Genomic DNA, 11,934 nt, shown 5'->3' on the forward strand with positions numbered 1-11,934 from the left:
GCCGCCGTGCCGGGCGGCACGCCGGCGGCCGCCGAAACCGCCGCCCGCCCCGCGCTCGGCCGATACCGCGCTCCGCCCCCGGGCGGCGCCCGTCGCAAAGGAAGCCCCCATGAACATCGAAGGTTCTGTCGCCCTGGTGACCGGCGCCAATCGCGGAATCGGCCGGGCGTTCGCCCGGGCGCTGCTCGACCGCGGCGCCGCGAAGGTCTACGCGGGGGTTCGCGACCCGGAGAGCGTCGTCGACCCGGACGTCGTCCCGCTGCGCCTGGACGTGACCGACCCCGACCAGGTCGCGGCGGCCGCCGACGTCGCCGGTGACGTCGGCATCCTGGTCAACAACGCCGGTGTCGGCGGAGCGACCGCGAGTCTCCTCGAAGGCCCCCTGGACGGCCCGCGCGAGGCGATGGAGGTCAACTACTTCGGCACCTGGCGGGTCTCCCGGGCGTTCGCGCCGGTCCTGGCCCGCAACGGCGGAGGAGCGGTGGTGAACATGCTCTCGCTGGCCTCCTGGATCGGTCAGGCGGCGTCCCCGGGTTACGCGGCCTCCAAGGCGGCGCAGTGGTCGCTGACGGACGCCATACGGAAGGGGCTCGCGGCGCAGGGCACCCTGGTCGTCGGCGTGCACTCCGGTTACGTGGACACCGACCTGAGCGCCTGGACGGACGCACCGAAGATCAGCGCCGCCACCGTGGCGGAACTGACCATGGACGCCCTGGCCGCGGATCTGCCCGAGGTCCTCGCCGACGATCACACCCGGCAGGTCAAGGCCATGCTGTCGCACCCCGTGGGCGCCGTCCCCGGCAGCTGACGCCGCCCCCACCCGCACATGCGTGAACTCCACCGACCCCTGGGGTCGGTGGAGTTCACGCATGTGCGGGTGGGGGCGGGGACTGTCCGCTCCCCCGTGACGGACAGCGAGCCCCCCTTCGTTCAGTGGCCGGCGTTCTGGCCGCCGTCGACGTAGAGGATGTTGCCGGTGACGAACGGGGCGTTCTCCAGGTAGACCACCGCGTCGACGATGTCGTCCACCTCGCCCATCCGGCCCACCGGGTGGAGGGCGGCCAGGGCCTCGTGGTGCTCGACGGCGTGCATCGGGGTCTTGATGGTGCCGAGAGAGACCGCGTTGCTGCGGATGCCGCGGGTGGCGTACTCGATGGCCAGGGACTTGGTGGCGGACTGCAGGCCGCCCTTGGTCAGGGAGGCGAGCACGGAGGGCACGTTGGAGTTGGCGGCGTCGGCCAGCGCGCTCGTGATCTGCACGATGTGGCCGCCGCCCTGCTCCAGCATGCGCTCGACGGCGAGCTGGGTGATCCGGAAGAAGCCGTCCACGTTGACGCCGAGCACCGCGTCGTACTCCTCCTCGGTGTACTCGTGGAACGGCCTGGCGACGAAGATCCCCGCGTTGTTGACCAGGGTGTCGACACGGCCGAAGCGCTCCATGGCGGTGGCGATGACGCGCTCGGCGGTGTCGCGGACCGCGATGTTGCCCCGGACGGTGGCGATCTCCGGGTCGTGCGACTCGGGGATGTTCCGCGAGGTGGCGACGACGGCGTATCCGAGCTTGCGGTACCCGGCGACGATGCCGGCGCCGATGCCCTGCGAGGCGCCGGTGACGACCGCGACCTTCTGACCCTGGTTGCTCATGGTGTCCCTCTCTTAACGGTGGAAAAGGGGTTCAACCGGTGTTATCCGACCGGTCATCTACAAGGTAGACGACCGGTCCACAATCGTCAAAGGGCCATTCGGCCCCACACTCCTACCCGCGCTCGGCCGCCGCGGGCTCGCGGCGCGGGCCGGACCCCGGACCGCGAAGGCCCTCGGTGCCGTTCTCACGCGGAAAGCCGATACGGAGCACGAGGGCCGCGACCGCTGCCGCCAGGACCACGACGGCCGCCAGGATCAGCGCCCGGTGGTACCCGTGGTGCAGCAGGGGCGCGGCGGCCAGCGGGCCGGCGATCTGGCCGACCGAGTACCCCGCGGTGAGCAGCGCCACAGCGCGGGGGAACCGCAATTGCGTGCCCGTCGCCAGCGCCAGCGAGCTCACCCCGAGGAAGGTCGCCCCGAAGAGCAGTGCGGAGACGAGGACCGCCGCCGTACCGCCGACCAGTGCGGGCAGCGCGATCCCCACGGCCTGGACGATCAGCGCGGCGAGCAGCAGGCCCGGGCGCGACCAGCGCCGCCCGAGCGCCGCCCAGAGGGCGGAGGACGGTACGGCCGCCAGGCCCACCAGCACCCAGGCACCGCTGCCGAGCCAGCCGGGCGCGCCCTGGCCGACGGCCGCCACCAGGAAGGTTCCGGCGATGATGTAGCCGATGCCCTCCAGCGTGTAGGAGGCGAAGAGCGCGGCGAAACTGCGGCGGCCGCGCCCGCCCGCCGGAGCGGCCGCCGCGGTCCCGGGCCCGGAGGGCTCCGGCACGGGTTCGGGCCGCATCGTCCACGCGGGCACGGAGAGCGCCGCCGCCAGCGCGGCGGACACCCACCACGCGGCCCGCCAGTCACCGAGGTCGCCGAGCCCGCGCAGCGCGAGGACGAGCAGGCCGGACAGCGCGATACCGGCACCGACGCCGCCGAAGGCCCAGCCGGGCAGATGGGCCGGGTGTCCGCGCAGGTGGCCGTGGAGGGAGTTGACGGCGATGACGAAGACCAGCGCGCTGGCGGCGCCCGCCACCAGGCGCAGCGCGAGCCACACTTCGGTGCTGTCCGTCGCCGGCATCAGGGCGAGGCTCGCCACGAGGACGGCCAGGCAGCCGCGCAGCACGGCGGAGGAGCGCAGCAGCCGCGGCAGCCAGATGCCCGCGAGGGCGCCCACCAGGTAGCCGACGTAGTTCGCGGTGGCCGCATGTGCGCCGCCTGCGGCGGTCAGCCCCGCCTGCGCCTGCATCAGGGGCAGGATCGGGGTGTAGACGAAACGGCCGACACCCATGGCGGCGGCCAGTGCCGCCGCCACGGCGAGCACGTGGGCCCAGGGGGAACGGGACGGCTCGCCGCGTGCCGCGGCCGGACGGAGGGCGGACTCGTACATGACGGGGATCCTCGGGTGGTCCTGCTCCGGGCATACCGGAAACCGCTGCTCGCGCCGGCCACGGGGGGGCGGTCGTGGCCGGCGTGAGCAGCGGCGGCGTGGAGCGCGGGGTGGGGGGAACGGGACGCGTGGTCAGCCCGCCGCGGCGGTCCGGCCCGGGTCGTTGGGGTGCGACTGCAGGGCGGTGACGACCCGCGTCATCCAGGGCGCGAGCGGCAGTGTGCCGAGGACGTTCTCGAGGAGGTCGGCCTCGTCGTCCGCGCGCCACAGCCCGATGCTGCGCAGTTCGCCCACGGGACGCCACAGTCTGACCAGGTGGCCGGTCGCGGCGAGCTCGGCGGCGCGAACGGCCTCGGCCGCGCGCCGGCGGTCGACCTCGGCCGGGTCGGTTCCCTCGGGAACGGTGGTGGTGAGCTCGACCAGGAACTCCTGCATGGTCCTGCCTCTCGTGAACGAGTGCCGATGAGGGGGGGTGCGGGGGGACGGGGTTTCAGTGGTCGGTGGCGACGCGGGAAACGTGGTACTGGCGGATGCGCCAGTCCTCGCCCTCGCGCCGCAGGACCAGCGAGAGGTGGACCGAAGCCGCCCAGCCGTCCGGGTCCTGGAACGTGACGTCGGCGAATCCGCCGGCCACCTCCTCGCCGATGCCGTACGCGTGCACCTTTCCGATGTGGGCCCGGCGCACTTCCGGCACGGCCGCGTAGTAGTCGCGCACGGCGTCACGGCCGGCGAGCACCTCGGGACCGAACCCCTGGAAGAGTGCGTCAGAGGTGAACAGGCCTGCCATGGCGTCGTTCTGGTGGGTGTCGAAGGCGGCCTTCCAGCGGGTCAGGACGTCGTGCAGGGGGTGGGTCTCGGTGTCGGCGCTCACGGTAGGGGTCTCCTCGGGGACGGCGGAACGGGTGCCGGCTCCCTCCCGGACGGACGGGCGGCGGGCGCGGCCTGGAACACGGCCGAAGTAAATAGCCGACCGGTCTAGTAGACCGTAGTCGAGCGGTCGTATACTGGCAAACATGGGACGGACCAGTGATGCCAGAGAGAAAATCCTCACGGCGGCGCAATCGCTCATCGAACTGCGCGGCTACTCAGCTCTGGGTGTGGCCGAGATCTGCAAGACGGCCGGGGTGCCCAAGGGCAGTTTCTACTACTTCTTCGAGTCCAAAGAGGCCCTGGCCCTCGCCGTCATCGACGAGCACTGGGCGATCCAGCGGGCCGGCTGGTCCCGCATCATGAACGGCGACGCGCCTCCGCTGGAGCGGCTGCGGCAGCTCTTCGAGGAGACGGAGGCCGAGCAGCGGGCCGGGCAGCAGAGCTGCGGAACCGTGTCGGGCTGCATGTTCGGCAACCTCACCCTGGAGATGAGCAACCAGACCGAGGCCATCCGCGCCCGGCTGCAGGACATCTTCGACGCCCAGGTCGCGATGGTCGAGGCGGTCGTCACCGAGGCCCGCGACCGCGGCGAAGTGCACGTCGCCGACCTCCACGAGGCCGCCCGTTCCGTGGTCGCGCAGCTCGAGGGCCAGGTGCTGTTCGCCAAGCTCTACAACAACACGTCCCCGCTCGGCATGCTCTGGGCGAACTGCCTGGCACTTCTCGGTGCCCACGCACCACAGGAGCCCGCCACGGTCTGACGACGGCCGCGGCACCGGGCCCGCCCCGCCGGTCCCCGTGCCGCGCCGTCCCCGCAGGAGGAAAGCAACCATGACCCACTCCCCCCTGGCCGCCCTGGGTACGGGCCTCCCGGTCCTCGCCGCCCCCATGGCGGGCGGTCCCACCACGCCCGCGCTGGTCGTCGCGGCGGCCGAGGCCGGCGGTCTCGGCTTCCTCCCCGGCGGTTACCGCACCGCGGAGGCGCTTGCCGGTCAGATCGCCGAGGTCCGCTCGGCGGGAGTGGGCTTCGGGGTGAACCTCTTCGCGCCGAATCCCGTCCCGGTCGACGCGGAGGCATACCGCCGCTACGCGCGGGCGGTCGCCCCCGACGCCCGGGCCCACGGCATCGACGTCCTGGCGACCGGGGTCGTCGAGGACGACGACCAGTGGAACGAGAAGCTCCGGCTGCTGCTGTCCGATCCCGTACCGGTCGTGAGCTTCACGTTCGGCATACCTCAGGCGGCGGTGGTCGCCGCGCTGCGTGCCGCCGGGAGCCTGGTCGTCCAGACGGTCACTTCGCCCGCCGAGGCCCGGCTGGCCGCGGAAGCGGGCGTGGACGCGCTGGCCGTGCAGGCCTCTGCGGCCGGGGGCCACTCCGGCACCCTCACCCCCGAGCGCACACCGGAGTCCGTGCCCCTGCCCGAACTGGTCGGCCGGGTACGGGATGCCGCGCCCCTGCCGCTCGTCGCCGCGGGCGGCGTGTCGACCCCGCGGGCCGCGGCCGAGGCGCTGCGCGCCGGAGCGGAGGCGGTCATGGTCGGCACCGCCCTGCTGCTGGCCGACGAGGCGGGCACCTCGCGCCCGCACCGGGCTGCGCTCACCGACCCCGCACGGGAGGGGACGGTCGTGACGCGGGCCTTCACCGGCCGTCCCGCCCGTGCGCTGCGCAACGGTTTCACCGAACGGCACACCGCAGCCGCCCCCTTGGGCTATCCCGCGCTGCACCATCTGACGAGCCCGATGCGCAAGGCCGCGACCGCCGCGGGCGACCCCGAGCTGATCAATCTGTGGGCGGGCACCGGCTACCGCGAAGCCGTGGCCGAGCCGGCCGGGCGGATCCTGCGGCGGCTCGCCTCGGAGCTCTGAGCGGTGGGCGGCCCCGCACGGGGCCGCCAACAGCCGTTCCACCGAACGCCTTTGACCGGACATCCCGTCCCGGAGAGTTCCGTGCCGCCCTCATTGCGTCACCATCTTGACCGGTGACGATTATCCGTGCGAGGGTTGCGACCACGCAGGGCAGCAGCGCAGGCACGGCATCCCGCCGTCGCCACCGCGCGCGAACTTCCGCGGCACGCGGACGTGAAGGAAGGTTCCACATGATCGACAGGCGCACTTTCGGCAAGGTCCTCGGCACGGGAGCGGCGGCGGCCTCACTGACCGGCGCGCTCCCCGCGGCGGCGGCCTCCGCCGCGACGCCCGGCCGGCCGGAAGCCGCGACCCGCACCGGGCCGGGCGGCCGCACGTCGTTCGGGCCGCTGAAGCAGATCCACGCGGGCGTCCTGGACATCGGATACGCCGAGGCCGGTCCGGCCGACGGCCCCGCCGTGATCCTGCTGCACGGCTGGCCGTACGACATCCACAGCTACGTCGACGTCGCGCCCCTGCTCGCGGCGGAGGGCTACCGCGTGATCGTCCCGCACCTGCGCGGCCACGGCACGACCCGCTTCCTCTCCGGCCGCACGTTCCGCAACGCCGAACAGGCCGCCATCGCCCAGGACATCATCGCCCTCATGGACGCGCTGCGGATCGAGAAGGCGATCCTGGCCGGCTACGACTGGGGTTCGCGCACCGCCGACATCGTCGCGGCGCTGCGACCCGACCGCTGCAAGGCGCTGGTCTCCGTGACCGGTTACCTGATCACCAACCGCGAGGCCAACAAGTCCCCGCTCCCCCCGAAGGCCGAGTGGGCCTGGTGGTACCAGTACTACTTCGCCACCGAGCGCGGCCGGCTCGGCCTGGAGCAGAACCGGCACGACCTGGCGCGCCAGATCTGGCAGTTCAACTCCCCGACGTGGGCCTTCGACGACGCCACGTTCGAGCGGACCACGACGTCCTTCGACAACCCCGACTACGTGGCCATCGTGATCCACAACTACCGCTGGCGCCTGGGCCTGGCGCGGGGCGAGAACCGGTACGAACTCATCGAGCGGCGGCTCGCCGCCAGCCCCGTCATCACGGTGCCCGCGATCACCCTCGACGGGGAGACGGACCCCTTCACCCCGGCCGGCGACGGCGCGTCCTACCGCGGCAAGTTCGCCGGGCCGTACGCCCACCGCACCCTGAAGGGGATCGGCCACAACGTGCCGCAGGAGGCACCGGAGGCCTTCGCGCAGGCGGTCGTCGACGTCGACGGCTTCTGAGGGAACGCCGGCGGCCCGGGACATCGCGTCCCGGGCCGCCGTCGCGCTGCGCCAGTCCTCGGTCCTCAGTCCTCAGTCCTCGTCGGCGAGGATCAGATACAGCTTCTTCCGGGCCTCGTTGACCACGGCCAGCGCCTTGTCGCGCTGCTCGGGCGTACCGGTCGCCCAGACCTGCCGGAAGGCGTCGACCAGGCCGCCGCCCGCCTTGCGGATCTCGTTCATGGCATCCCAGTCGATGCCGCGCCCGGCCTCCTCCCAGGGGGCGTCCGGCCCTTCCGCCGCCTCGGCGCGGCCGGCCTCGGTGAGCGTGAAGAGCTTCTTGCCGCCCTCCGACTCACTGCTGATCAGGCCCTCGTCCTCCAGCAACTGCAGCGTCGGGTACACCGAGCCGGGGCTCGGCTTCCACGCGCCGCCGCTGCGCTCGGCGATCTCCCTGATCATCTCGTAGCCGTGCATGGGCCGGTCGGCGAGCAGGGCGAGGATCGACGCGCGGACATCGCCGCGCCGCGCCCTCCCCCGAGGCCCGCCCCGTCCGCCCCACCCCCCGTGCCAGGGCCCGGGACCCCAGGGCCCCGGCCCGCCGAACGGCGGCCCGAACGGCCCGAACGCGGCCCGCCGCCCGTCCCCCTCGTGCTCGCCCCGGCCGTGATGGCCGGGGCCGAAGTGTCCGTGTCCGTAGGAACGCATGATGACGCTTCCCTCCATCGTCGTACGATCGCGATGCCTCAACGATATATCGGAACCTGTCGCCTGACAAGGCCCGTGGAGGGTCGCCGGCAGCGCTCAAGCGATCCCGACGCCGGGTCGTAAGCCCGGTTGCTCGAAGCCCGACGCGGCCGCGAGGGCATGGGCGACCGCCGCCGATCCGGTCACACGCTCACCAGATGACGGCCGCGGTCCACGCAGGGATGGGCGCGGCGGTGTCGGCGGTGGCCGCGGAGGAGACCCTCCAGAGGCCGACCACCGCCGAGGAGACGGTGGTACGGAAGCGGCCGTTGCCGTCGGTCGTCAGGGTCGCACCGGCACTGCACGTGGATGCGCAGAACTGCACGAGCACCTGCTTGCCGGCATAGTCCTCATCCACGTGGGTCTCCCAGTCGGCCCGGGTCAGATGACCGGAGAGAGTGACCGGCTGACCCTTGACCGGCCTGGCCCCGACACCCGCGACCAGCTTGCTGGCCCGCAGCACGCCGAAGGTCGCCGCGGTGTCGATGTGGCGGTGCTGGAGGAAGAGGCCGCCGTAGGCGTCGGCGGACATGTTCCATGTGCCTGCCTGCGAGTGCTTCAGTCCGTCGAGGGTGCCCTTCATGGAGCAGGTGGCACTCACGCGGGCGGCACTGGACGGCCATTCACAACCGGTGAGCTGCACGCTCCGGTCATTGTCTGTGGTGCTGACGCCCTGGTACAGCGTCCCGCCGGCGCTGGCGAGGCCGTCCCAGTCGGAGACGAACATCGACGCGGGCACGGACACCGTGCCGGAGGAGTCGACCGCCACGGCATTCCCCGAGTTCACGACGACACTGGATGTCTGCAGTTCGCCGACCGGGCCGCCGGCCTGGGCGTGCGGCGCCGCGACAGCCCCCACGATCAGGGAGGCGGCGACGGCGGCGACGAGCGAACGGACAGGCGCGCGCATGGAACCCCACTTCCTACGGTCCAGTCCGATGCCGTCCCGCGGACGACGATCGTGTGAGGGCCGGTGCGCCCACAGCCCGGTGCGGCCGGCGGGGACCCTCCAGTGACTGGTGCCGGACGACCCGGCACGACAGAAGATGTCAGCCGACACCGGTCCGCACCCGGCGCCTCGGTACCCTGCCGCTCCTCCCCACGGGGGAACCCGCTCCCGCGGAACCGGTACCACAGACGGAAGCGCCGGCTCTCCCGGCCGCGCCCCGTGCGCCATGTCCCTTGCGCCGTCCAGGACCGCGCAGGCGCCGCAGGGACGGCTGCCTTTCATACCGCGAGGGTATGGGTGGTGATCGAAATCGTCATTGATCCCCGTGCAGGCCAGGACATGTAATCGCTGAGAGCGGATGAAATCCGATGTCATCCGGAATGCCGAAGCAGATGGAGTACGTGAAATGGGTGAACTCGACGGCAAGGTCGCGGTCGTCACAGGTGGCAGCAAGGGTATTGGCCTTGCCGCCGCACGACGCTTCGCGGAGGAAGGCGCCCACGTCTACCTCACCGCCCGCAGCAAGGAGGAGCTCGACGCGGCCGTGGCCTCCATTGGACCGGCGGCCACCGGCGTGGCCGGTGACATCACCGACCTTGACGATCTCGACACGCTGTTCGCCACGGTCGGCAACGACGGCCGTCGCATCGACGTCCTGTTCGCGAACGCCGGCGGCGGCGGGTTCGTGCCCCTGGAGGCGGTGACCGAGGAGCACTTCGACCGGGTCGTCGGACTCAACATGCGCGGCACGCTGTTCACGGTGCAGAAGGCCCTACCTCTGCTCAACGACGGCGCGTCGGTCATTCTCGCGTCCTCCATTGCCGCCAGCTCCGCCATCGCCGGACTGGGCGTCTACGCCGCGGCCAAGGCGGCGATCGTCTCCTTCACCCGTACCTGGGCCAGTGAACTCAAGGGCCGCGGTATTCGCGTCAACGCACTCGCCCCTGGCTCGACGGACACCCCTGGTGTGGACGAGGCCGCTCCCGAAGGCGTCAGCCACGAGGACTTCAAGGACATGCTGGCCGGCTCGATCCCGCTGGGTCGCGTCGCGCGGCCCGAGGAGCAGGCCTCCGCCGCACTGTTCCTCGCTTCCGGACAGAGCAGCTTCGTGACCGGCATAGAGCTGCTCGTCGACGGCGGGATCGTCCGGGCCGCCTGATCCGCTGTGCCGCCCCCGAGGGGGACGTGTCGCGCCCTGCGCCCGTGGGGGGACCACCGGCCGGGCCGGCGGCAATCCGCATCCGCTCCCGACGAGGAATGCCGGCCGGCGCCCTCACCCGCGCGGCGTGAGGGCGCCCTTGTCCGGCGTGGTGGTCACCGGGCGCGTGCAGCCGACCTCCGGGGGCTTGGCCATGCGCGTGCGGATGTAGAGGACGTCGCCGATGAAGAGGTCGTACACCAGGACCCCGACGACGCCGCCGACGAGCGGGCCGACGATGGGGACCCAGAAGTAGTCGCTGAAGGCGCCGGGCTGCGAGCCGGGCAGGGCGAGTTGCCCCCAGCCCATCGCCCAGGCGAACAGGCGCGGGCCGAGGTCGCGGGCGGGGTTGATGGCGTAGCCCGCGTTCGCGCCGAACGACAGGCCGATGGCGGCGACCCCCAGGCCGATGACGACCGGCCCCAGGTAGACCCGGACGGCCGGGTTGCGCAGGTCGATGACGGCCATGATGAAGACGAGCATGAACGCGGCGCCGACGATCTGGTCCACGAGCGGGCCCCACATGCTGCCGTGGAAGTACGGCGCGGGAACCGTGCCGAAGATCGAGAAGCTCGCCAGCGTGTGCCCGTCGGTCTTCGGCCCCTTCATCGCCTGCTCCAGGGCGCTGATCGCGTCGTGGTACACCGCGTACACCAGGACGCCTCCTGCGAAGGCGCCGACGAGCTGCGCGAACATGTACGGGACGACCTTGGCCCAGGAGAACCGGCGCCGCACCGCGAAGGCGAGCGTGACCGCCGGATTGAGGTGCGCGCCGCTGACGCCGCCGGCGACGTAGACACCGAAGGTCACGGCCAGGCCCCAGCCGAGCACGGGCATGACCCAGTCGCCCGCGCCGACGAAGCTCGTGGTGGGTCCCGCGGTGCGGCCGGATCCGGGCAGCGCCGCGACGGCCATGGCGGCCACGCCGCATCCGAACGAGACGAGGACGAACATCCCCAGGAACTCGGCGAGGCACTCGCCGAGCAGGCCCTCCCGGCGCCGGATCCGCGCGGGGCTCACGAGGGGCGGGATCTCAACGGCCATCAGGGCTCCCTCGTGACCAGGCGTACGGGGACGGCAGCCCGCCGAGGACCGCCGGGCTCGGCGGAGGTCTAGGCGTCGGCGCCGGCTCGGTACTGGAACCGCGTGACCCAGTGCGGGAGGTCGCGTTCCAGCTCGCCGCGCTGCTGGAGGCCGGCCTCGAACAGGTGCTGTGCGACGTGCTGCTGGGCCGGACGGTTCACCGCGGCCCAGAAGGCGTCCATCTGGTCCTTGAACTCACCGTCCGGCCGCAGGGTCGCGACATTGACGAAGTGCTTGATGTCCTTGATCGTCTGCAGGTCGAAGGAGGCGATACGGGAGGCCAGTTCGTCGACGAAGCCGTCGAGTTCGGCGTCGGGGAAGGCGCGGTTCAGGTAGCCGTAGCGTTCGGCGAGGTCTCCGTCGAGGTCGAGGCCTCCGAGGAGGATCTCGAAGGTCCTGCCCCGCCCGACGAGTGCGGGCAGGCGCGTGGCGGGTCCTCCGCCGGGGATCGCGCTCATCCCGATCTCGAACTGGCCGATGACGGCCCTCTCCCGGCTGCCGAACCTCATGTCGGCGGCGAGCAGGAACTCGCTGCCCGCGCCGCGCGCGATGCCCCTGACGGAGGCGATGGTCGCCATGGGGAGCTTGCTCAGCCGGGTGAGGAGGGCCGTGAAGGGATGGACCTCCTGCGGGTGGGCCAGTACGTACGCCAACTCGTCCTTGGCGGAGAGGTCGTAGTGGGCGATCCAGAACTCGGGGTCCGCGCTGTCGAAGACGACGACCGCGACTCCGGCCGCCTCGGCACGCGTGAAGACGGCGTCCAGCTCGCTCGTCATCGTCGCGTCCACGAGGTTGACCGGCGGGTTGTCGAAGGTCACGCGCCAGTACGTGGGCGTGTGCTCGGTCAGCGTGAACCTCGTCGGTGAGTCCATGGGCCCGACACTAATGTCCGGTGAGGGAGCGGCAACCCGGTCGCGTCCAGCGGAGGGACGACCCCGGTCCCCCG

General features: G+C 72.2%; 13 protein-coding genes. 5 read left to right on the plus strand and 8 right to left on the minus strand.

What is annotated here, in order from left to right:
- The first annotated feature begins 109 nt into the window (after positions 1–109).
- Positions 110–808, plus strand: a complete 699-nt coding sequence (locus ACIP9H_RS35650; RefSeq protein ID WP_401963188.1) for an SDR family oxidoreductase — start codon at positions 110–112, stop codon at positions 806–808.
- 122 nt (positions 809–930) lie between these two features.
- Here the strand turns inward: ACIP9H_RS35650 and ACIP9H_RS35655 are convergent, their stop codons facing one another.
- The 4 genes from ACIP9H_RS35655 to ACIP9H_RS35670 all read right to left on the minus strand — a co-directional run bounded on the left by ACIP9H_RS35655 (position 931) and on the right by ACIP9H_RS35670 (position 3,893).
- Positions 931–1,644, minus strand: coding sequence for an SDR family NAD(P)-dependent oxidoreductase (locus ACIP9H_RS35655; RefSeq protein ID WP_401963190.1), 714 nt, complete (start codon positions 1,642–1,644; stop codon positions 931–933).
- Between the two features lie 112 nt (positions 1,645–1,756).
- Positions 1,757–3,022 carry a YbfB/YjiJ family MFS transporter gene (locus ACIP9H_RS35660; RefSeq protein ID WP_401963192.1) on the minus strand — a complete coding sequence of 422 codons (1,266 nt, stop codon included), beginning with the start codon at positions 3,020–3,022 and terminating at the stop codon, positions 1,757–1,759.
- A 132-nt stretch (positions 3,023–3,154) separates the two neighbouring features.
- Entirely contained in the window at positions 3,155–3,457 is a 303-nt protein-coding gene (locus ACIP9H_RS35665; RefSeq protein ID WP_401594760.1) for a muconolactone Delta-isomerase family protein, read from the minus strand.
- Positions 3,458–3,512: 55 nt separating this feature from the next.
- Positions 3,513–3,893: an SgcJ/EcaC family oxidoreductase gene (locus ACIP9H_RS35670; protein WP_401594757.1), complete on the minus strand. Its 381-nt coding sequence runs from the start codon at positions 3,891–3,893 to the stop codon at positions 3,513–3,515.
- A 142-nt stretch (positions 3,894–4,035) separates the two neighbouring features.
- Between ACIP9H_RS35670 and ACIP9H_RS35675 the strand changes: the two genes are divergently transcribed.
- The 3 genes from ACIP9H_RS35675 to ACIP9H_RS35685 all read left to right on the plus strand — a co-directional run bounded on the left by ACIP9H_RS35675 (position 4,036) and on the right by ACIP9H_RS35685 (position 7,032).
- Positions 4,036–4,653, plus strand: a complete 618-nt coding sequence (locus tag ACIP9H_RS35675; protein WP_360912587.1) for a TetR/AcrR family transcriptional regulator — start codon at positions 4,036–4,038, stop codon at positions 4,651–4,653.
- A gap of 70 nt (positions 4,654–4,723) precedes the next feature.
- Positions 4,724–5,758, plus strand: coding sequence for a nitronate monooxygenase (locus ACIP9H_RS35680; protein ID WP_401963195.1), 1,035 nt, complete (start codon positions 4,724–4,726; stop codon positions 5,756–5,758).
- A gap of 230 nt (positions 5,759–5,988) precedes the next feature.
- The gene (locus ACIP9H_RS35685; RefSeq protein WP_401963197.1) at positions 5,989–7,032 is read left to right on the plus strand and encodes an alpha/beta fold hydrolase; all 1,044 of its coding nucleotides are present in this window, start codon (positions 5,989–5,991) and stop codon (positions 7,030–7,032) included.
- A 72-nt stretch (positions 7,033–7,104) separates the two neighbouring features.
- Here ACIP9H_RS35685 and ACIP9H_RS35690 read toward each other — a convergent pair whose 3' ends face one another.
- Both ACIP9H_RS35690 and ACIP9H_RS35695 read right to left on the minus strand, forming a co-directional pair.
- Positions 7,105–7,719, minus strand: a complete 615-nt coding sequence (locus ACIP9H_RS35690; RefSeq protein ID WP_401963199.1) for a PadR family transcriptional regulator — start codon at positions 7,717–7,719, stop codon at positions 7,105–7,107.
- 190 nt (positions 7,720–7,909) lie between these two features.
- Complete coding sequence (locus ACIP9H_RS35695) at positions 7,910–8,668, minus strand: hypothetical protein (protein WP_401963201.1); 759 nt, start codon at positions 8,666–8,668, stop codon at positions 7,910–7,912.
- A 445-nt stretch (positions 8,669–9,113) separates the two neighbouring features.
- Between ACIP9H_RS35695 and ACIP9H_RS35700 the strand changes: the two genes are divergently transcribed.
- Positions 9,114–9,866, plus strand: coding sequence for an SDR family NAD(P)-dependent oxidoreductase (locus ACIP9H_RS35700; protein WP_401594940.1), 753 nt, complete (start codon positions 9,114–9,116; stop codon positions 9,864–9,866).
- Between the two features lie 114 nt (positions 9,867–9,980).
- Here the strand turns inward: ACIP9H_RS35700 and ACIP9H_RS35705 are convergent, their stop codons facing one another.
- Together ACIP9H_RS35705 and ACIP9H_RS35710 are read right to left on the minus strand one after the other, a co-directional pair.
- Entirely contained in the window at positions 9,981–10,949 is a 969-nt protein-coding gene (locus ACIP9H_RS35705) for an MIP/aquaporin family protein (RefSeq protein ID WP_401963203.1), read from the minus strand.
- Between the two features lie 68 nt (positions 10,950–11,017).
- Entirely contained in the window at positions 11,018–11,860 is an 843-nt protein-coding gene (locus tag ACIP9H_RS35710) for an enoyl-CoA hydratase/isomerase family protein (RefSeq protein ID WP_401963205.1), read from the minus strand.
- Positions 11,861–11,934: the final 74 nt, after the last annotated feature.

The organism is Streptomyces sp. NPDC088732, assembly GCF_044751205.1.
Lineage (GTDB): Bacteria > Actinomycetota > Actinomycetes > Streptomycetales > Streptomycetaceae > Actinacidiphila.